Source organism: Mesorhizobium sp. M1328 (genome assembly GCF_040318075.1).
Classification (GTDB): domain Bacteria; phylum Pseudomonadota; class Alphaproteobacteria; order Rhizobiales; family Rhizobiaceae; genus Mesorhizobium.
Genome location: NZ_JAMYLO010000001.1, coordinates 749961 through 770966 on the forward strand (window position 1 = coordinate 749961; position 21006 = coordinate 770966).

The following is a 21006-nucleotide window of genomic DNA, read 5'->3' on the forward strand; positions in this document are numbered from 1 at the left end:
ATGCGCATCAGGACTATCGCATTCTCAGTCGCCGGGCTGCTGCTCGCCAGCATTGCCCCATTGACCAGTGTCCAGGCACAAAGCGCCAAGACCATTGCGGGCGGCTTCGACGTCGGCCCCGGCGGTTTTCCCAAGAACTTCAACCCGCTGGTCGCGACGGGCGGCTACACCTGGCTCAGCACCTATTTTGAACCGCTGGTCATCTACAATGCCGGGCTAACCGATATCGAAGGCGACCTCGCCAAGGACTACAAGATCAGCGACGACCAGCTGAGCTATACGTTCAACCTGGTCAACGAGACCTGGCATGACGGCAAACCGTTCACCTCGAAGGACGTCAAGTTCACCCTCGAGCTTGCCAAGAACAAGGCCTCCGGCAGTCTGTTTGCCGCCCGCCTCGCCAACATCGCCTCGGTCGATGCACCGGATGACCACACCGCAGTGGTGAAGCTATCGAAACCGAACGGCTCGTTTCTATCGATCCTCTCGCAGCTGATGATCCTGCCGGAGCATGCCCTGGCCGCTCTGCCGCCGGAATCGCTGGCGACAAGCACCTGGTGGTCGACCGCTCCGGTCGGCACCGGCCCGTTCAAGTTCAAACGCTACGTGACCGACCAATACGTTGAACTGGCAGCCGATGACGATTATCGCGGCGGCAAGCCGAAGGTAGACGTGCTCATCAACCGCTATTTCGAGTCGCCGGCGGCGGCCGTCGCCGCGCTCCGCGCCGGCGAGATCCAGTTCACCTATGTCGAGCCCGACGATGCGGCATCGTTCAAGAGCGACAGCAATTTCAAGGTGATCGAAGGTGCCTCCTATGTGGTCAACTATATCGGCCTGAACCAGAAGGTCGACCTGTTTAGGGATATCCGTGTCCGCCAGGCGATTATGTATGCGATCGACCGCAACGCGATCATAGACAGCCTCTATGGCGGTGCCGCCAAGCCGGCCAATTGCGGCTATGTCGCGCCGCATCTGGTTCCCGCAGGCCTCGAACCCTATGCTTACGATCCGGTAAAGGCCAAGGCGCTGCTGGCCGAGGCGGGCTGGGACAAGATCAACGGCGACAAGCCGATCACCTTGCTGACCTATTACGGCTCGCCACAAGCGGCCAATGTGATGGCCGCTGTCCAGTCGATGCTGGCCGAGGTCGGCATCAATGTGGTGCCGCGGGTTGTCGATACGCCGACCTATAACGGCATCGTCTACAAGGAAGGCACGCCGGACTGGAACGCATTTCCGATGGTCTATGCCGGCCTGCAGAACGGCCCCAATCCAGCCGGCCTCAATCCCGGCCTCAACAAGTCGCAGATCCCGCCGGCAGGCTTCAACACCATGCGTATCGAGTTCGACGACCTGAGCACCGCGTTGGACGCCGCGCTCGGCCAGACCGATCCGGCCAAGCTCGACGCCTCCTGGCAGGAGGTCTGCAAGGTGATGAACAAGGAGCTGCCCTGGGCGACGTTGTGGGTGGCCAACCGCTATGGCGTGGCCTCCAACAAGCTGCGTGACTTCGTCTGGACGCCGGCGCCGGGCGGCGGCCCCTACGCAGCTCACCCCGAGCGCTGGGACATCCAGTAAGAACCCCGCAACCAAGCGAGCAGGCGGGACCACTTTGGCGCCGCCTGCCACCGCCACGGAAAGCCCATGTTGAGCTTCATCGCCCGCCGCAGCGCCACAGGATTGCTGATGCTGGTCGCGCTCAGCGTCCTCATCTTCATCCTGTTGCGGCTGGCGCCGGGCGATCCGATCGACGCCTACATCAATCCCTCTGTGCCGATGTCGGCTTCCGACCTCGAGGGCCTGCGCGAACGGCTCGGGCTCGATCGGCCGCTTCCCGTGCAATATCTCGCCTGGCTGCGTGCGGCGCTGAGCGGTGACTTCGGCTATTCGATCCAGCGCAGCGGCGTTGCCGTGCTGCCACTGGTCATGGATCGCATCGGCCCGACCGCGCTGCTGATGGGCACGGGCCTGGCGATCGCCATCGTGCTCGGCATTTCCGCCGGCATTTTCAGCGCGGTGCGCCGCAACGAACCGTCTGACATCGCGCTGTCGGTGCTGTCGTTCATCGGCATCTCCAGCCCGGCTTTCCTGACGGCGCTGCTTGGCCTCTATTTCTTCTCGGTGCTGCTGCGCTGGGCGCCGTCCGGCGGCATGCAGACTGCCGGTGCGCCGTTCTCGGCGACGGATGTGCTTGCGCACCTCGTCCTGCCCGCCTGCCTGCTGTCCATCGGCCATGCCGCGCTGATCATGCGTTACATGCGCGCCTCGCTGCTGGAAGTGCTCAACCAGGATTACGTGCGGACGGCGCGTGCCAAGGGCGTGCGCGAGTTCTGGGTGATCATCAAGCACGCGACCCGCAATGCGCTCTTGCCAGTCATTACCCTGATCGGCTCGACCGTCGGTATCGCCATCGGCGGTGCCATCTTCCTGGAAAGCGTGTTTAACTGGCCGGGCATGGGACTGCTTCTGGTCAACGCCGTCGGCACCCGCGATTACCCGGTGATTATGGGCGCCACCCTGGTGATCGGCGTTTGCGTCATCCTGGTCAACCTCTTGACCGACGTCGTCTATGCCGTCGTCGACCCGCGCATTCAGGTGGCTTGATGGCAATCACCGCGCCGGACCCATCGGTCGACCCGGCCGCCGTGTCGAAAACCAAAGGCCCGCTTCGCCGCGCGTTCGACCGCTTTTTTGAAAACCGTGCGGCGCGCGCCGGGCTTTTGATCGTCATTCCAGTCCTGCTGGCGGTTTCGACCTATCCTCTGTGGTGGCCGTTCGGCCCGAACGCCATCGACCTCAGGGCGATGAACAAGGCGCCGTCCGCCATTCATTGGCTGGGCAGCGATGGCGTCGGGCGTGATGTCATGGCCCGGTTGCTGCAAGGCGGGCGGATCTCACTGCTGGTTGCCATCTGTTCGGTCGCTATCTCGACCGTCATCGGCTTCCTGGTCGGCGCCGTCGCCAGCTTTGGCGGGCGTCTCGTCGACGGAATGGTGATGCGCCTGGTCGATCTGGCGATGACGCTGCCGCCGGTGATCTTCCTGCTAGTGCTGGCTTCGATTGCCGGCACCGGCATCGCCCCGACCATCCTGGTGATCTCGCTGCTCTCCTGGCCGGTGCTGTCGCGCATGGTGCGTGCCCGGCTGCTCGAACTGCGCGAGCGCGACTTCGTCGTCGCCGCCCGCGGCATGGGGGCGGGGCTGCCGCATCTGCTGTTCCGGCACGGCCTGCCCAACTGCATCGATATCCTGGTCGTCTACGCCACCTTGCAGATCGCCAACGCCATCCTGCTCGAGGCCGGCCTGTCCTTCCTCGGCCTTGGCATCGCGCCGCCCGAAGCCAGCTGGGGCAACATGCTCAATCTCGCCCGCTCCACCGTCGTGCTCGAACAATACCCGTGGCAATGGATGTTCCCCGGCGCCGCACTGGTGCTCACCGTGCTCGCCATCAATTTCATTGGCGACGGCTTGCGCGACGCATTCGACCCTCGTTCCGATCTCAACTGACCTCAAAGGTTCATCAAAATGCCCCTGTTTACCGGCGTCGTGCCGCCTGTCGTTACTCCGCTCAATTCCGACTTCAGCATCGATTTTGCGTCGTTCACCCGGACGATCGAAAACCTGCTCGACGGCGGCGTTCACGGGCTGTTCGTGCTCGGCTCGACCAGCGAGGTGGTCTTCCATGACGAGGCCGGCCGCAGGGCCATCATCGAGCACGCGGTGAAGGTCAATAACGGCCGGGTTCCGATCTTCGTCGGGGTGATCGATCCGACGACCGATCGTGTCATCAACCACGCCCGCATCGCCAGATCGGCCGGCGCCGACGCCATCGTCGTCACCGCGCCGTTTTATACCCGCACCAGCCAGTCGGAGATCGGCGATCACTTCCGCTATATCAAGGATGCGATCGACATTCCGGTCATCGCCTACGATATCCCGGTCTGCGTTCACATCAAGCTGGAGCGCAAGACCACGGTCGGCCTCGCCAGGGAAGGCGCCATCGCGGGCATCAAGGATTCCAGCGGCGATGACGGCAATCTGCGTTACGTGCTCAAGGACATGGCCGATGACCCGGGTTTCTTCGGCATGACCGGCTCCGAGATCCTGGTCGACAGCGTGCTGGCCATGGGTGCGCATGGCGTCGTGCCGGGCCTCGCCAATGTCGACCCGCATGGTTACGTCAGGCTGTGGAAGCTGATGCAGGCCGGCCAGCATGCCGAGGCCCGGGTGGAACAGGAGCGGCTTTTAAAGCTGTTCGAGATCGTCTGGATATCGCTTGGCAGGACAAGCGCCGGCTCGGCCGGCGTCGGCGCCTTCAAGGCAGCGATGAAGAGCCTCGGCATCATCGCCTCGAACACCATGGCGCGGCCGCAACGCAGCCTGAACGAGGAGGAAACCGCGAAGATCGACATGATCCTTCGCGATGTGGGGCTGCTCCGCTGAGTGTCGCGCCGATCCTCTCGATTTCCGGCCTGCGCGCGGTGTTCCGCATTGCGGGGCGCGACATCGCGGCGGTAGCGGACGTCGACCTGACGATCGGCTCCGGCGAGACGGTGGCGCTCGTCGGCGAATCCGGATCCGGCAAATCCGTCACCAGCCTGTCGATCATCGGCCTGTTGCCGAAAAGGGTCGGACATATTGCTGAGGGATCGATCGCGCTACGGAGCAAGAGCGGCACGGTCACCGAGCTGACCAGCCTCGATGGCGAGTCGTTGCGCAAGATACGCGGCAACGAGATCGGCATGGTCTTCCAGGAGCCGATGACCAGCCTCAACCCGGTCTACACGATCGGCGAGCAGATCGCCGAACCGATCCGCATCCATCTCGGCAAATCGCACCGCGAGGCAGAAGCAGACGCTGTGCGGCTGCTGGAGCAGGTCGGCATTCCCGATCCGAAGCGGCGGGCGCGGCAGTATCCGCACGAGCTGTCAGGCGGGATGCGCCAGCGCGCCACTATCGCCATGGCCCTGTCCTGCGATCCAGGCTTGCTGATCGCCGACGAGCCGACGACCGCGTTGGACGTCACTATCCAGGCCCAGATTCTCGATCTTTTGGCCGAGCTGCAGGCGCAGCGCGGCATGGGCATCCTGTTCGTCACTCACAATCTCGGCCTCGTAGCCGAAATCGCCGACCGGGTAGCGGTGATGTATGCCGGGCGTATCGTCGAAACAGGTCCGGTGAGCGAAGTGTTCACCCGTCCGCGTCATCCCTATACCGCGGGGTTGATGCGCTCGGTGCCGCGGCTCGGCCAGGCCACGGCGCTGAAGGCGGCGGGAACGCCGCTGCCGACCATTGCCGGCAATGTTCCCTCGCTCGCCTTGCTGCCCAAGGGCTGTTCGTTCGCGCCGCGTTGCCCGATGGCTATCGCTGCCTGCCGCGCCGCGGTCCCGCCATTGTTTGCGGCGACGCCGACCCAGCAAAGCCGCTGCCTGCGTTGGGAGGAGCTTTGATGGTGGACGCCCCCTTCCTTTCGGTCAAAAACCTGACCAAGCATTTTGCGCCGACAGCGTTCTCGCGTGGCCCGGTGGTCAGGGCGCTGGACGATATTTCCTTTGATGTCGCGCGCGGCCAGGTGGTCGGCCTGGTTGGCGAATCCGGCTCCGGCAAGACCACGATCGGCCGCTCGGTGCTGCGTCTGATCGAGCCGACATCCGGCCAAATCAGCTATGACGGCACCGACATCACCAGGCTGGGTGCCGCCCAGTTGCGCCGCCAGCGCCGCAAGATGCAGTATATTTTTCAGGACCCCTTCGCCAGCCTGTCGCCGCGCATGACGATCGGGCAGATCCTCACCGAAGGCCTGGACATTCAAGGCATTGGCAAGAAGTCCGAGCGGCGGGCGAAGGCCGAGAAGGCGCTTGCCGCGGTCGAGTTGCCGGTCGACGCCTATGACCGCTACGCCCATGAATTCTCGGGTGGCCAGCGCCAGCGCATCGGCATCGCCCGTGCGCTGACGCTCGAGCCGGAATTCATCGTCGCCGACGAGCCGGTCTCGGCACTCGACGTCTCGATCCAGGCGCAAATCATCAATTTGTTGCGCGACCTGCAGCTCCGGCTCGGCCTGACCATGCTGTTCATTTCGCACGATCTGGCCGTCGTCGAGTACATCTGCGACACGGTCATCGTGCTCTATCTCGGGCGCATCATGGAGGTTGCGCCGGCGGCCGAACTCTATGCCCGGCCGCAGCATCCCTACACGCGCGCGCTGCTGTCAGCCATTCCGTCGCTCGATCCGCTGGCCAGGCAAGGCCGGCAGGTGCTCAAAGGCGATATTCCCAGTCCGGCGAACCCGCCGTCGGGCTGTGTTTTCCGGACCCGTTGCCCGTTTGCGCTGGAGGCTTGCGCCGGGGCTGTGCCGCCGCTGAGGGCGACAGCCGAGGGCCATCTGAAGGCCTGCATCCGCGACGACATCGCTTAGGTTTTCTGCCCTCTGCCTACGGGAGAACTTGGGCGAGATGGACAAGGTCGTCGGTCACGAAGTCCCAGCTCTCAAGAGGCGAGAGATCGGTCGTCTGCGCCGGGCCATGCTCTCTTGGCCGAGCAACAAAGGCGGTTCCGATACCGCACCTTCGTGCCGCGGCCAGGTCGTTATTATGCGCGGCGACTAACACGGCCTCCGAAGGTCGCACCCCCAGGATCTCCACTGCGCGGAGATAAGCCTGTGGCGCAGGCTTGTAGGTGCCGAACACATCCGAGCCAAGGACGGTGTCCCAAGGCAGGCCGGCGCGCTTGGCCATATCCAGTAACAGCCGGGTATTGCCCCCCGAAAGGGCGCGATGATGAAGCGTTCCTTCAGCCTCGCAAGGCCTTTCAGCGAATCGGGCCACGGCTCCAGCCGGTGCCAGGCGAGATTGAGTTCCTCAAGTTCGGTGGCTGGCAGCGCGGATGGGGTCAGCCCGAACTGGATGAGAGTGGCGTCCAGATTCTCCCGGTTGATCACGTCGAGTGAAACAAAAGGCCGGTGCCCTGTCCGCACCGCCTCGGTCGAGGCGTCATAGCGCAACGCCCACGCATCGGCGAATTCACCCAGGATCGACCTGCTGTGCACCATTTCGCGCTAGGAAGGCGCCGGCCTCCCTTGCGATACCGCTGCGCCAGTCAACGACGGTTCCCAGAACATCGAAGAATAGGACTCGAGTAGTGGTCATATTGAGCTTCCCGGTCGGGGTTGCGGTGCGTGTCCTGCCGCATCGGTCGCGATAGGACGGATCGGCCTCGTCGAGCTGCTGATCAGATAATCGAGATGTTTAAAAGCCTGTCGCGACGGTGGTTCCCCGACCTCATTGAAACGACGTCGACGCCAACCCATATGCAATCCGCGTCGGATGTTTCCTCCCATTCGTCCGGCGCGTTCCCCTCTGAAGGTTTTCGACCTTCATATCTGGCCGGGCTTTGCAGCCCGGCCTTTTTTCTGCGGGGGTGGGTGAGCGAGCCGAGATCATGGGCCAGGCGTGCCCAGCGTATCGATGCGTTTCGCCAGCGCCGCGGGATCGCCAACCACGCGCAGCGTCTTCAACCGCGCGGTGTCGCCAGCGACGATCGAGACCGCTGAAGCGGCCACGCCAAGCGCCTTGGCGACCAGCCTTTCCAGCGCTCGATTGGCGGCCCCGTTTTCCGGCACGGCGCGGACGCGGGCTTTTAAATAGCTTCGCCCATCCGCCGATGTCTCGATCCCCTCCAGCCTGTCCATCGCCGCTTTCGGCGTCAGCCGGACGAACAGGTCGATGCCGTCGGTGCGCGTGCGGAACGGCGCGCTCATGGGACGCCTGAACTCAGACGACCAGCGAAAGCACGGTGGTGAGCAGGAACTGCCGGATGAAGAACAGGATCAGCAGCAGGATGATCGGCGAGATGTCGATGCCGCCGAGATCGGGCATGAAGCGGCGGATCGGCCGCAGCGCCGGCTCCGTCAGCCGATAGAGCATGTTGCTGATGGTATCGACGAACTGGTTGCGGGAGTTGACGACGTTGAAGGCGTAGAGCCAGGAAAATATCGCCGAGGCGATGATGATCCACCAGTAAAGGTCAAGCGCCATGACAATGGTCTGAATGAGGGCGATCATGCCGGTCTCCGATTGTTGCCGACATGTAGCCACTGTGGGGGAAAGCGGCAAGAGCCGCCTTCCGCCGCATGGCGAAGCCGGACCAACGGCCGAACGGCATTTCGGCAGCAAGCGCAGCCTTGACAGGAAACCGCAGCGGCCGATAAAAGCCCCATCCGCTGGACGGGGCTGTAGCTCAGCTGGGAGAGCGCGTCGTTCGCAATGACGAGGTCAGGAGTTCGATCCTCCTCAGCTCCACCAGCGGATTTTTCGAATCCCTTGCCTGCTTGCATGCCGAAGACCCGCTCATCGCCGGGTGGATTCACATCGGCGACGTAAAGGTCCTCTACACCAGTAGAGTATGCGGCCTATTGCCACTGCGCCTCATCCTTGCCAGACTTGGCCCGTCTTCAAAACCGAGGGGAATTCACTATGACCAGCACGACAAGACGTGATTTTGTAGGTCTTACAGGAGTGGCAGCGACTGCCCTGGTCGGTGCTGTTGCAACACGAGCTACCGCTGCTGAAACCGACGTATCGCCATCGTTCGACGAGGCTCTTCAAGAGTACAGTCAAAACAACACAGAAAGGACTAGATCAAAGCTGGCGATCTATGTGGTGCTTTCTCATCTGCACGCCAGCCTCGAGGAGGAATTTAGTGACCTTGGGCTAGAGCTGCCTTTAGGAAAAAAGGCCTTGCCATCGAATCTGCCGGCCAATTTCGAGGACGCGCAGGTTGCACCCCTTCCTTGGCTCTTCAAGCCCTCGGAAGTTACCGACCAGGAACGAAACGGCTATGCGACGATTGCAATGCGAATGAACGCAGTGATGGCAAGACACACCGCCGACGTGAGTATCGGGGTTTCGCATATCATGTCACACAAGGGATAACCGCGACCCTTGCCGGCGAGCACGGCACGTCAGGCGAGCACAACGCCGGCCGGCGATTTGTTGTTGCGGGCGAATCGATTACCTGTTTTCGCGAGGCGACTGCGCTGCGAGAGTCCTCACAATGGATAAATCCTTCCGGGACGCGCCGCGCGAGATAGCAAAGCTCTCGGCACCCCGGCCAGTGGGAATTGTCAGCCGTCCGCGCGTAGTGGCGCTGCTCTCGCAGGCCCTCGACAGCGGTGCATGCTGGCTGGCGGCGCCTGGTGGATACGGCAAGACCACCGCGGTGATCGACTTTCTGGAACAAGGCGGGCTGGAACACGGCGGGCTGAAGCAAGGCGAATCGGCGTACAACTGGTATCGCGTCGACACCGAGGACCAGGACGTTGCGCGCCTTTTCCACTATCTGACGCTGTCGCTCGACGGCAGGCATGCCGGCATGCCCGTCTTCGGTCCGGAATATGCCGACAATTCCGACGATTTCGCGCGGCTGTTCTTCCGCACCTATTTCTCGCGGCTTGATCCCGGCACGATCCTGGTCCTCGACGATCTGCATCGTGCCGACGCGCCAGGCTTCCGCCGGACGCTGGCGATCCTGTTGCGCGAACGCCCCAACACCATCCGCTGCATCTGCACATCGCGGATGCTGCCCGAGGGCGATGTCGCCGACCTCGTGCTGTCGGGACAGTTGCCGGTCCTCAACCAAACGCTGCTGGAGTTTTCGCCTGCGGAGGCACGCAACCTCGTCGCCGCCCGCTCGCAATCGCCGTCCGAGGTCGGCGACATTTCGGAGGCGCGCGGCTGGGCGGTGGGCCTTCTCCTGCTGGCCAACGCCGGAATGTACTACCCGCTTTCGCAGACCGGCCTTGCCGGAGGCGCCGGCCTTCGGGAGATTGTCGGACGTTATTTCCTGCGCGACATCGCGCCGGAGGACCAGGATCTGCTTATCAGGCTCAACCTTCTGCCGGAGATCAGCACGGAGCTTGCCGATGCGTTCCTGGGCTCGCCGCAGGCTGCTCGCCTGCTGGAGCGGCTGCAGCATCGCCAGCTGCTGATCACGCGCGACGGTCCGGGCGGCGCCGCCTTCCAGCTGCATGACTTGTTGCGCGAATACCTTGCCGGCCTGCTGGACTGGCGCGTGACGGAAGCGGACCGTTCCAGGCTGCGCGAGCAGGCAGCAAAGGTCCTGCACGAGGCAGGCAAAACCGACGCGGCAATCTTGCTGGCGTTGCAGGCGAGCGCCTGGCCGCTGGCACGCCAGCTCATTCTGGAGTGCGCTAACGGCGTTCTCTCGCAAGGGCGCCGGGCCAGCTTCGTCGAATGGTGCAACAGGCTGCCGTCCGACCAGATGGACGGGTGGGTCCATTATTGGCTGGGCGTTGCCTTCGCATCGGACGATGCGAAGGCCGAACCGCACTTCTCCAAGGCATGGCAAGCATTCGAGAACACCGACATGCGCGGCCAATGCCTGACCGTCGCGCGGGCGGTCGTGGTCAAGACCGCCAGCTGGCGTACGCATGAGGGGCTGGCGGAGTGGACGCGCCGAGCCTCACAGCTTCTTGCCAAGGGATTGCCGGATTTGGATCCGGAGGAACTCATGATGGTCAGGCTCGGCATCCTGCGGGCCATCGATTTCGCCGAACCTGGCGAATTCGAAGCCCACGACGCGAAGCGCCTCGTGAATGATATCCAGCAGCGCCTGATACGTCTGCCGATCGAGGATTCGGTCGAGTTGCGCCTGCTGGCAAGCGAAGCGCTCATCGACTACGCGACCTCGTCGGGGCATCGCGACATTTTTGCCAATGCCGTGGACAGCGTTGCCGCCGATCTCGAACATCCGGATATCCCGCCGCTGGTGCTCGGCATGTGGCTGGTGTCCTTTGGCTCGGCCAGCGGCCGTTACTTCCCCTATTCGCGGCGCGGCTTTGTCTACGACTCGGCCGAGGATGCCTTGCGACGAGCCACGACCATAGGGGAGCAACATGCCTTGCGGGGCGTCGAGTTCAGCGCCCTCTATCAGCTTCAATTGCTGATGAAGCTTCACAACAACTTCTCGGAGTTCAATGCGCTGGTTTCCCGCCTGGGCGAGATTGCGGACAGCAGGTTCACAACCCAGGTCGCGGTGGTCGCCGATTGCCATGCGGCGATGCACACGCGCAATGGCGACTTCGATAAGGCCTATCTCGACTGCGATGTCTTCATGGATGCCATCGAGCGGGCGAACGAGCCGATGATCGAACGCTGGCCGCATTACGTCACCAAATACCAGGTTCTGCTGGCCGATCGGCGTCCGGCGGAGGCCATTGCGCTACTTCAGGAAATCGTCGAAAGGCTGAGCGGCGGCCCCCGCCAGCGTGTCGAACTGAGCATTCTGGCCGCCCAGGCCCTGGAGCAGAAGTGGAACGGCGGCGCGCCCTATGGCGCTCGTCTGGCTGAATTCATGGAGGCGTTGCGCGAGGTAAACCCCTCCGCAATCCTGCTCAACCTGCCGGACTTATTGGCCGATCTGGTCGCCGACGCGCTGGAGCGAAAGATCGACATCGATCTCTGCCGCCGCGTCGTTCGGGCGCGATATCTGGTCCCGCCCGCTGGCCGACCCGCCCAGTGGCCTTGGCCGCTCAGGATCCACTTGATGGGAGGCTTCCGCCTCGAGATCGATGGCGCCGAGGTCGCGCCCGGTGCCAAACCTACCCGCGCGCTCGACATATTGCGCATTATCTGCCTGTCGAGGGACCAGGTCTGTTCTGTGGAAACCCTGCAGGATTGGCTCTGGCCCGACCTCGACGGCGACCAGGCCAAAGCGGCCTTGGAGCAGGCGCTACATCGTTTGCGCAAGTTGCTCGGGCAAGGCGAACTCGTAACGCTGAGAGAAGGCCGTTTGCGGCTCGCTGCCGACAAGGTCTGGATCGATCTGCAGGATTGGGAAGACCGGCTGAAACGCGTCCTGTCGGGCCGAAGAGACAGCGCAATCGAGGAGCAGGAGATGCTGCTGGAAGGCTTTGTCGGCCCGCTTTTCTCGAATGGCCCGACGCCCGCCTGGTCGAACGCCGCGGCCGACCGGGTGCGGGACGGGTTTGTGGAGCTTGCCGTGCGGATCGCCAAACACTGGCAGAGCCAAGGCAACGCGGATCGGGCACGCCAGGCGTGCCGGCGTGCCCTCGATTTCTACCCGGAATCGGCCAAACTCCATGGCACGCTCATCCAGGAGAGCCTCTCCAGGAACGACCATGCCGGCGCCATCGAGGATTACCGGCGCTATGAACGCGCGCTCGCTTCGACCGGCGATGACGAGCCCTCGCCTTTGCTGCGTTCGCTCGTGCGCCCGTTTCTCTAGACCGGTTCATCGTTTCACGGAAACGCCGAACCGCTCTATCTCTTATTTTTGCGCAATCCCGGACGGAAAACCGTTTCACACTTTTCCTGGAATTGCTCTGGCGCAGCTCGGAACTCCGTAAGCCGTCCGTAAGTCGCGGTCTGGGAACCTCGGCCCGTCGATCACAACCGATCGCCGGAGGCCTGAAGCCCCCGATACCAACACTCACAGGAAGGAAAAAGGTCATGCCGTATACTGCCAGAGCAACTTCGAGAGTGCGTGCCGGCGCCGCCCGCGCTGGAGCCACAAGACTTTCCGATCAGCTCAGGATCGGGCCTTGGTCGCTCCTCTCGCCGGAAGCCGTCATACAGCAAAAGTACAACTCCCTTGGAGGCGCCGGCTTCGCTGAGATCGACCGGAAGGACACTGGAAAAGCCTGGTATCTCAAGAATGGCTTATGCATTTGCTACAACGATGCCATGCACAACGCCTTTGAGATCCATGGCGAAATCTATAGGAAATGGATCGCACTTGGCGGTCTCGCGTGGGGGATTCCCTGCACCGACGAAACCGGAACTCCCGACGGCGTCGGCCGATACAATCACTTCAACAACAACACTGCCTCAATCTACTGGACGCCGAATACCGGTGCTCAAGCGATTTGGGGGGCAATTCGCGGCAAATGGGCAGCAATGGGCTGGGAGCGCTCTGTTCTCGGCTATCCGGTCACCGACGAAACCGGAACTCCCGACGGCGTCGGGCGCTACAACCATTTTGCCAACGCCGGCTCGATCTACTGGACGCCGAACACAGGAGCCAACGTGGTTTACGGCGACATTCGAAAGAAGTGGGAAAGCTTGGGCTGGGAGCGGTCATATCTGGGGTACCCAACCACCGACGAGACCGAATTTGCCGAAGCAGGCCGCGCCAATTTGTTTGAAAACGGCGGCATATACTGGTGGCCCGACACCGGCGCGATCGACCTTCGAGATGTCGTCGTCCACTATACCGGCCTCCATTGCTTCGGCGAGACCGACTGGGATCAGGGATCGAGTGCGGATGAACCATATGTCATCGTCAGCGTGACAACGCCGCAGATCGCCGACACCAAGCGCAGCCAGGTCTACGGCGACGTCGATGCCGGAGATACAAGACCCGACCTTATGGAAATCTATCGAGGCAAGCCCTACGGCATCAATATCGGTACGGTGCTGATGGAAAACGATTTTGGCGATCCCAACAAATACAAGGACGAGGTGCAGAAGATCGTCATGGGCGTCCATACGGCCGGTACGCTTGCTTTGGGCCTCATTCCGGTAGCGGGACCTATCATTGCTGCTATCGCCGGCCCGGCCCTAGGAACCTTGATGCCATCGATCGGCGGCGCCATCAGCGATCTCTTCGACTGGGGCGATGACAGGATCGGGAGCACGACAGTGACCATCTCCGCAAAGCAGATGGTGTTGCTCGCGGCACGCACGAACAATACCACCTTCAATGGGATTGGGTTCAAAGTGGAAACACCCCTGATTTCCGGCGACGGGGCTTCCTACAAAGCCTATTTTGGCTTTGTGCCTGCCTAGGCCAATCGCCCCGGCAAAAAGCTTGCCGGGACAATCAACTTACCAGCCCCGCCTTTCCGTTGGCGGGGCTGACAGTTCGCGACTGAGAGATTTATTTCCGTAGCGGTCGTCGCAAGGCTCGGTCCAGATGCGGCAGCGCCGATCAGCATAGCGGGCAAGCTGTCGTTGCCATCCCCCGCACAGCCCGTAGCGCCGCCATCAACCCGGCTCCTTCGGCCGGAACGATGGAGACCGCGTTAAGGCAGTCACCTCAACGACGCGGCCGCAGCCAACGAGGCCGAGCGGGACCGGCGGAAACCGGATCAGGCGGTGCGCAACCCGACGCCATGACAGCCGACATCAATCAGATGGAAAGAGAACGGTGACAAGAGCGGGCATGCATCACACCAGCCCGCGCTTGGCCATCATCGCTTCCGGGGAAGGCATCTTGCCGCGGAAGGCGGTGTAGAGTTCTTCCGGGTCCTTTGAGCCGCCGGCGGCGTAGATGTTCTTGCGCAACCGCTCGGCCAGCGCCGGGTTGAAGGGATCGCCTGTTTCCTCGAAGGCGGCGAAAGCGTCGGCGTCGAGAACTTCCGACCACATGTAGGAATAGTAGCCGGCCGAATAGCCATCGCCGGCAAAGATATGGCCGAAATGCGGGGTGCGGTGACGCATGGCGATGGTGTCGGGCATGTTGAGCCCTTCGAGCGTTTCGGTTTCGAAACCAAGCGGCTCTTGCGGCGCATCCCGCCGCGCATGGTAGGCCATGTCGACCAAGGCCGAGGCGGTGAACTCGACCGTGGCGAAGCCGGCGCCGAAAGTGCGCGCCGCCAGCATCTTGTCGACCAGCGCCTTTGGCATCGGCTTGCCGGTCTTGACATGCAGCGCATGCCTTTCCAGCACTGCCGGCACCGTCAGCCAGTGTTCGTAGAGCTGCGAGGGCAGCTCGACGAAATCGCGGCTGACCGAGGTGCCAGCGACCGATGGCCAGGTAACGTCGGTGAGCATGCCGTGCAGCGCATGGCCGAATTCGTGGAACAGGGTCTTGGCCTCGTCAACCGATAGCAACGCTGCCTCACCGGCCGGCGGCTTGGCGAAATTCATGATGTTGTAGATGACCGGCTTGGAGCCATCGCCAAGCTTGTAGCCGGATTTCAGCGCGCTCATCCAGGCGCCGGAGCGCTTCGAGGGTCGCGCGAAATAATCGGCAAGGAACAGGCCGCGCTCGCTGCCGTCGGCATTCTTCACCACGAAAACCCGAGCGTCCGGGTGCCAGGTGGCAATGCCCTTCTTTTCCTCGAAAGAAATGCCGAACAATCGCGTTGCAACGTCGAAACAGGCCTCGATGATGCGGTCGAGCTGCAGATACGGCTTCAGCTCGGCCTCGTCGAAGGCGAATTTCTCTGCGCGCAGCTTCTCCTGATAGAAGCGCCAGTCCCAGGCGGCGAATCTCTCGTTGCTGCCGGCCTCGGCCGCCAGCCGCTGCAATCCGGCCTGGTCGCTTGCGGCCTTTTCCACCGCCTTTTCCCAGACCGGATCGAGCAGCGCGTGCACCGCCTCCGGCGTCTTGGCCATGGTATCGTCGAGCTTCAATGCGGCGTAGGAAGGATAGCCGAGCAGCTTCGCCTTCTCGGCGCGCAGGCGCAGCATGTCGCGCACCACTTCCGTGTTGTCGGTAGCGCCGCCATTCTGACCACGCATGATGAAGGCGCGGAACGCTGTCTCGCGCAGGTCGCGGCGTTCTGAGAAGGTCGAGAACGGCTCGTAGATCGAACGCGACAAAGTGACCGCGTAGCGGCCCTTCTGGCCGCGCATCTCGGCGGCTTCCGCCATCGAGCTTTTCAGGAATTCCGGCAGGCCGGCAAGGTCAGCCTCATCGAGGAACAGCGCCCAGTCGCGCTCGTCGGCAAGCACGTTCTGGCCGAAATTGGTGCCGAGCGACGACAATTCCTCGTTGATCGAGGCGAGCCGCTTCTTGCCTTCGGCGTCGAGCCTGGCGCCGGAGCGGACGAAGTTTTTCCAGGTCTTTTCCAAGACTCGCAGCGTTTCGGCATCGAGCTTCAAGGCATCGCGGCGCTGATAGAGATCGTCGATGCGGGTAAACAGCCGCTCGTTCATCGAAATCGCCGAGAAATGCCGCGACATCTTTGGCGAGATGTCGCGCTCCAGCGCCTGGATCGCCTCATTGGTGTGGGCGCCGGCGCGGCACCAGAAGATCGAGGAGACATGGTCGAGCGCCTCGCCGGCAAGCTCAAGTGCGGCAAGCGTGTTTTCGATCGTCGGCGTCCGGGTGTTGCCGGCAATCGCCTCGATCTCGGCTTCATGCGCCTTCAGGGCGGCGTCGAAGACCCGAGAAAAATCGCCATCGCCGATGCGCGTGAAATCGGGCAGGCCGAGCGGCCCTTGCCATGCGGTCAGCGGATGGGCGGCGAGGTCGACGGTGGACGGCATGGACAAACTTTCGCTGAGTGGGAGGTGGATCGTCACCGATGTAAGGCGGCGGCCGGCTCCACGCAACAGCGCCTGGTAGTGCTAAAGCGTGGCCACATGGTGCTGCGAGTATCGTTCGAGCCGAATTCAATGCCTACCAAGATATTATCTTGTAACATGCATTTTATTTCGACGGAGGCTTCCACTCGCATCCTGACACCATCCAAAGGAACCTTAATGAGAGTAGAATTCCATGGCCTCACCTTCGACCTGCCTGCCGGATGGGTAGACATAGCCGGCGATCTTCCTGAGGGATCGCCACCTACCTTAGCCAAAGAAACGGACGGCTGCGGCGCGATTCAATTCTCAATTGCGAAGTATCGTGGCGGAGAAAAACCAAACGTAGACTTTAACGCTCTGAGAACGTTTATGCTCCAGTTTTGTCAGAATAATTCCATAGATGCAGGGAATATCACAAAGAACGAGTCCGAAAACATAATCTCTGTTGGCGTATTGTCCGACACCGATGATCAATTGTTGTCTGCCTGGTATTTGTCGAATGGGAATGATGTTGTATTCATGACATACCTTGGTATGGCTAATGATACAGATTGCCTGAAAGAATTGGACGTTGCCCGAGCAATCGTGTCGTCTATATCGTTTTAGAGACCTCGATATTGGGTGGAATTACGGGAACTACGATGACAGTGCGCTTTTTAGACGCGAAATAACATCGGCAATTCCAGCGCCCGTCACCAAAAAAGCCCTGGGCGGAAAACTCGGTCAGTAACCGTCGCAGTTTTCGGCGATCGCGGCTTGCGAACTGGCGGTGATCTGGTCGTTGGCGACCGCAAAGGTCTCCTGCATCAGCATGTCGTTGCTGGGAAAATCATAGCAGGCGATCACAGTGGTGACGCCGCCTTCCGATTTCTCGATCCGATGGCGGATTTCGGCCCCGGCGACGGCGCCTTGCCACTCGGCGATCGAGGCGATGAATTCCTGCTTGCTTTGCACGACGCCGAGGTCATCGAGCTTGATGCGGACGTTGTCGGCGAGCAGGTCCGACAATTCGCTGCGGTCGGCGACGAGCAGTGCCGAATACCAGCGGTCGATGATCGCGCTGTCGTCGGCACGGGCGAAATCTGCCGAGCAGAGCAGTGCCGCAGCCGCGAACGCGTCCCGAAGTCGCACCATGCCCAGCCTCCTACTCCGTGTCGGGCCGCTCGAAATCGCCGGTGTCCTTGTTCATCACCCAAAGCTCGCCGGTCGAGATGTCGAACCAGGCGCCGTGCAGCGACAGCCGCCCCTTGCCTTCGAGGATCGAGACGCAAGGGAAGGTGCGCAGATTGGCGATGGAATAGCGGATCGAGATGCGCTCCAGCGCCGTCTGGCGCTCGGTCGCGGTCATGAAGGTGCTCGACGATACGGTCTCGGCCGCCGGCGCGATCAGGCTCATCCATTTGCCGATGAAATCACCCGGCGACAACGGCGCGGCCGTGGTGTCGAGTGCTGCGCGGATGCCGCCGCAGCGGCCGTGACCCATCACCACGATGTTCTTGACCTTGAGGCTCTGCACGGCAAATTCGAGCGCCGCCGATGTCGAGTGGAACTGATCGTCGGGCGCATAGGGCGGCACCAGATTGCCGACATTGCGCAGCACGAACAACTCGCCTGGCCCGGCATCGAAGATCGCTTCAGGCGCGGCGCGGGAATCGCAACAGGCGACGATCATCGTTTCCGGTGCCTGGCCCTCCCGCGCCAGCGCGCGATAACGCCCGCTTTCGGTGAGATACCGACCGCTCATGAAACTGCGATAGCCGGTGAGAAGATGCTCGGGAAGGTGGGGCATGGGCAGCGGCGGGAGCCTTTCCGGGTTAAAGGCACGGTTCAATCCCGAAAGGCTCTAGCGCATCGGCCCGAAAATCGGAACCGATTTTCGGAAGGCGGGATGGCGTGGTTTCGACGTGCCAGCCCGTACTTTGCATACAGGTGAACGAACGGCGCCATTAATCGGCCTCAGAACCGCAGATTGGCGCCGGCGCGCAGCAGAAGCCAGTAGAACAGGGCGGTCGCGCCGACCGCGAGCAGCATCGCCAGGAAGAAGCCGCTGGGGCTCTCGGTGAATGGCAGCCCGCCAGTGTTCATGCCGAAAATGCCGACGATCAGCGTTCCCGGCAAAAGCAGCGCGCTCATCACCGCCAGCGCCTTGAGGCTGCGGTTCGATTCGTCGGCAAGCTCAGCCGCAAGCTCCTCCTGCAGCAGCCTTGCCCGGTCGTTGATCATGACGACCTCGCGGTCGAGCCGTTCAAGGCGCGCAGCAAGCCGGCGCAGAACTTCATGTGCGCCGGCGGAAAGGTTCCACGCGGAACGGTCTTCATCCTGGAAAAGCGCTGCCAGGGCCGAGATCGGCCGATGCAGGGATACGGCAAGGCGGCGCACATCCTTCAGCTGCCGTCTTTCGTCTGCAAGCCGCTCGGTCACGAGATGATCCTCGACTGCGTCCAGGCGCTTCGTCGCCGCGGCGAGCCGCAGGCTGGTGGTCTTGCAAAAAGCCATGACCAGCGTTTCGAACAGCTCGAATGCCGTGGCCGGCCGCAGCCCCGCGGCAAGGGCAGTGTGCACTTCCTCCACCGCCGCCAGCGGATGCCGGCGGCCGGTGACCAGCAGCCGCTCCGAGACCGCAAAATGCAATCTGCCGATGGTCGTCGACTGATGGGCGATCTCGCCATGCAGGTCGGCCGAAATGCCGTGAACGACGCCATTCTCATGCGCCAGCACCAGGCTGTCCTCATGTCCTTCGAGGATCGCATGAGCCGACGCCGGCAGCGCGCAGGCGTGGCTGACCCAGGAATGGGCGCGCCGGTCGACTAGGTCGACATGCAGCCAGACCCAGCCGTCCGCTGAGGCCAGCGCGGGTTCTATGTCTCGGGGCGCCAGCGGTTCGGGAGCTTTGCCGGGAGCGGCATGATAGGCCCAGACCAGCCCAGGAGTATGGTGCTGATCGTCCGCGGCGAGCAATGTCAGATGCGATGCGTCATTCATGGCCGGCCGAAACGATGCACGTTCAGATGATCCGGGCGGCGCCGCGACATTCTGGTCAAACCCTGCCCCCGCTCAGAATACCTGGCGGAAGATGACGAACAGCACGAAGGCAAGACAGATGGAGGCCGGAAGGGTCAGTATCCAGGCCATCAGCATGTTGCGCACCGTCGACCATTGCAGGCCCGAACCATTCGCCGCCATGGTGCCGGCAACGCCCGACGACAGCACATTGGTGGTTGAGACCGGCAGGCCGAGATAGTCGGCCGATGCGATCGTCGCCATCGCGACAAGCTCGGCGGACGCGCCCTGGCCGTAGGTCAGATGGCTTTTGCCGATCTTCTCGCCGACGGTGACGACGATGCGCTTCCAGCCGACCATGGTGCCGAGGCCGAGCGCCAGCGCGATGGCGACCTTGACCCAGAGCGGGATGAACTTCGTCGCGTTGTCGACGGCCTTATGATAGGTCGTCACCGCCTTCAGGTCGTCTGCCTGCATCGGCAGCAGCTTCCTCTTGTCGATCAGCTTCAGCGCTTCACCGGTAAGATAGATGTTGTTGCGGGCGTTGCTGACCAGCGTTGTCGGCAGCTTTTCCACGGACGGATAGGGCGACAACATGGCGCTGGTGTCGTGGACGAAGCTCTGCAGGGCAGGCGTGGTCTCGTCCTTCCAGGTCTTGGTGCGAACGGCGTCGCCGACCACGGTCGCCGCGTCGGTCACAGCGACGCCGGGCTTGACGTATTTGCCGAGTACCGTTTCGACCTGGGTCGCCGCGGATTTGTAAGCTTCGAGATAGTTCACGTCCGGTGTGCGGTTGAGCGCGAAGGCGGTCGGCACCACGCCGATCAGGATGAGCATGATGAGGCCCATGCCCTTTTGCCCGTCATTGGAGCCGTGGGCAAAGCTCACGCCGGTGCAGGTGAAGATAAGCAGCGCGCGAATCCACAGTGGCGGCGGAGCGCTCGACTTGGGCGCCTCGTAGAGCTCGCGGTTCCTGACCAGCAGCTTCATCACCAGAAGCAGCAGCGCGGCCAGGCCGAATCCGACCAGCGGCGAGATCAGAAGCGACAGGCCGACATTGGATGCCTGTGACCAGTCGACGCCGCTAGTGACGGAGCCGGCCGGGGCCATGAACTGGTTGGCGAGACCGACGCCGATGATCGAACCGATCAGCGTGTGCGAGCTCGAGGCAGGCAGGCCGAGATACCAGGTTCCGAGGTTCCACATGATCGCTGCGACCAGCAGCGCGAAAACCATGGCTAGCCCCGCGCTCGAGCCGACCCGAAGGATCAGCTCGACCGGCAGCAGCGATATGATGCCGAAGGCGACCGCTCCGCTGGCGGTAAGCACGCCGAGGAAGTTGAAGAAGCCGGACCACATCACCGCAAGCTCGGCCGGCATGGAATGCGTGTAGATCACGGTTGCCACCGCATTGGCGGTGTCGTGAAAACCGTTGACGAATTCGAAGCCGAGCGCGATCAGCAGCGCCAGGCCAAGCAGGATCCACGGCACCGCGACGGTGCTGGTCAGGTCCTGGCTGAGCGCGTAGCCGACATAGGCAAGGCCGCCCAGAACAATGACGGCAAAGGCCGGCAGAAACCATTTGCCGGTGCCGCTTGGCCGGTCGAGCGGATGCTCCGGCCTTGGAATTCCTGCCTCGCTTGAAACAATATCGACCATACCCACTCCTCCTGCGTTGCAGCAAAGAATGGGAGGACGCTATGTCG

The 21006-nt window shown here is 62.4% G+C and carries 18 protein-coding genes and 1 tRNA gene; 11 read left to right on the forward strand and 8 right to left on the reverse strand.

The genetic code is table 11. The annotated features are described in order from the left end of the window. The 6 genes from NKH23_RS03755 (at window position 1) to NKH23_RS03780 (ending at window position 6420) form a co-directional block, all read left to right on the forward strand. Entirely contained in the window at window positions 1–1581 is a 1581-nt protein-coding gene (locus NKH23_RS03755; protein WP_352718397.1) for an ABC transporter substrate-binding protein, read from the forward strand. Window positions 1582–1647: 66 nt separating this feature from the next. Beyond that, complete coding sequence (locus NKH23_RS03760) at window positions 1648–2607, forward strand: ABC transporter permease (protein WP_352718394.1); 960 nt, start codon at window positions 1648–1650, stop codon at window positions 2605–2607. Beyond that, window positions 2607–3509 (forward strand): ABC transporter permease, encoded by a 903-nt coding sequence (locus tag NKH23_RS03765; RefSeq protein ID WP_352718392.1) that lies wholly within the window; start codon window positions 2607–2609, stop codon window positions 3507–3509. The genes NKH23_RS03760 and NKH23_RS03765 overlap by 1 nt, the downstream gene beginning before the upstream one ends. A gap of 18 nt (window positions 3510–3527) precedes the next feature. Beyond that, on the forward strand, window positions 3528–4445 hold the full coding sequence (locus NKH23_RS03770; protein ID WP_352718390.1) for a dihydrodipicolinate synthase family protein: 918 nt from the start codon (window positions 3528–3530) through the stop codon (window positions 4443–4445). Then, a complete protein-coding gene (locus NKH23_RS03775; RefSeq protein ID WP_352718531.1) occupies window positions 4442–5452 on the forward strand; it encodes an ABC transporter ATP-binding protein in 1011 nt (336 codons plus the stop codon). The genes NKH23_RS03770 and NKH23_RS03775 overlap by 4 nt, the downstream gene beginning before the upstream one ends. Continuing rightward, window positions 5452–6420, forward strand: coding sequence for an ABC transporter ATP-binding protein (locus NKH23_RS03780; protein WP_352912939.1), 969 nt, complete (start codon window positions 5452–5454; stop codon window positions 6418–6420). The genes NKH23_RS03775 and NKH23_RS03780 overlap by 1 nt, the downstream gene beginning before the upstream one ends. A 16-nt stretch (window positions 6421–6436) precedes the next feature. Here the strand turns inward: NKH23_RS03780 and NKH23_RS03785 are convergent, their stop codons facing one another. From NKH23_RS03785 to NKH23_RS03795, 3 genes are all read right to left on the reverse strand, one after another. Beyond that, window positions 6437–6829 (reverse strand): HAD family hydrolase, encoded by a 393-nt coding sequence (locus NKH23_RS03785; protein WP_352912938.1) that lies wholly within the window; start codon window positions 6827–6829, stop codon window positions 6437–6439. 611 nt (window positions 6830–7440) lie between these two features. Continuing rightward, complete coding sequence (locus NKH23_RS03790) at window positions 7441–7761, reverse strand: DUF167 family protein (protein WP_352912937.1); 321 nt, start codon at window positions 7759–7761, stop codon at window positions 7441–7443. A 13-nt stretch (window positions 7762–7774) separates the two neighbouring features. Continuing rightward, on the reverse strand, window positions 7775–8065 hold the full coding sequence (locus NKH23_RS03795; RefSeq protein ID WP_023678162.1) for a YggT family protein: 291 nt from the start codon (window positions 8063–8065) through the stop codon (window positions 7775–7777). Window positions 8066–8229: 164 nt separating this feature from the next. Between NKH23_RS03795 and NKH23_RS03800 the strand changes: the two genes are divergently transcribed. The 4 genes from NKH23_RS03800 (at window position 8230) to NKH23_RS03815 (ending at window position 13831) form a co-directional block, all read left to right on the forward strand. Then, window positions 8230–8305, forward strand: a tRNA-Ala gene (locus NKH23_RS03800). A gap of 171 nt (window positions 8306–8476) precedes the next feature. After that, on the forward strand, window positions 8477–8935 hold the full coding sequence (locus tag NKH23_RS03805) for a hypothetical protein (RefSeq protein ID WP_352912936.1): 459 nt from the start codon (window positions 8477–8479) through the stop codon (window positions 8933–8935). 121 nt (window positions 8936–9056) lie between these two features. Beyond that, the gene (locus NKH23_RS03810; RefSeq protein WP_353034226.1) at window positions 9057–12269 is read left to right on the forward strand and encodes an AfsR/SARP family transcriptional regulator; all 3213 of its coding nucleotides are present in this window, start codon (window positions 9057–9059) and stop codon (window positions 12267–12269) included. Window positions 12270–12523: 254 nt separating this feature from the next. Beyond that, a complete protein-coding gene (locus tag NKH23_RS03815) occupies window positions 12524–13831 on the forward strand; it encodes an LGFP repeat-containing protein (protein WP_353034228.1) in 1308 nt (435 codons plus the stop codon). Between the two features lie 381 nt (window positions 13832–14212). Here NKH23_RS03815 and NKH23_RS03820 read toward each other — a convergent pair whose 3' ends face one another. Further along, window positions 14213–16261, reverse strand: a complete 2049-nt coding sequence (locus NKH23_RS03820) for a M3 family metallopeptidase (RefSeq protein WP_352977066.1) — start codon at window positions 16259–16261, stop codon at window positions 14213–14215. Between the two features lie 216 nt (window positions 16262–16477). On the opposite strand from NKH23_RS03820, the gene NKH23_RS03825 reads away from it, so the two are divergent. After that, on the forward strand, window positions 16478–16906 hold the full coding sequence (locus NKH23_RS03825; protein WP_353034230.1) for a hypothetical protein: 429 nt from the start codon (window positions 16478–16480) through the stop codon (window positions 16904–16906). 117 nt (window positions 16907–17023) lie between these two features. On the opposite strand, the gene NKH23_RS03830 is transcribed toward NKH23_RS03825, so the two are convergent. From NKH23_RS03830 to NKH23_RS03845, 4 genes are all read right to left on the reverse strand, one after another. Further along, window positions 17024–17434 (reverse strand): nuclear transport factor 2 family protein, encoded by a 411-nt coding sequence (locus tag NKH23_RS03830; RefSeq protein WP_352670458.1) that lies wholly within the window; start codon window positions 17432–17434, stop codon window positions 17024–17026. Between the two features lie 10 nt (window positions 17435–17444). Then, window positions 17445–18089 (reverse strand): carbonic anhydrase, encoded by a 645-nt coding sequence (locus NKH23_RS03835; RefSeq protein WP_352718371.1) that lies wholly within the window; start codon window positions 18087–18089, stop codon window positions 17445–17447. Window positions 18090–18256: 167 nt separating this feature from the next. Next, on the reverse strand, window positions 18257–19282 hold the full coding sequence (locus tag NKH23_RS03840; protein WP_352718369.1) for a transporter: 1026 nt from the start codon (window positions 19280–19282) through the stop codon (window positions 18257–18259). A gap of 72 nt (window positions 19283–19354) precedes the next feature. Further along, window positions 19355–20959: an inorganic phosphate transporter gene (locus NKH23_RS03845; RefSeq protein ID WP_353034232.1), complete on the reverse strand. Its 1605-nt coding sequence runs from the start codon at window positions 20957–20959 to the stop codon at window positions 19355–19357. Window positions 20960–21006: the final 47 nt, after the last annotated feature.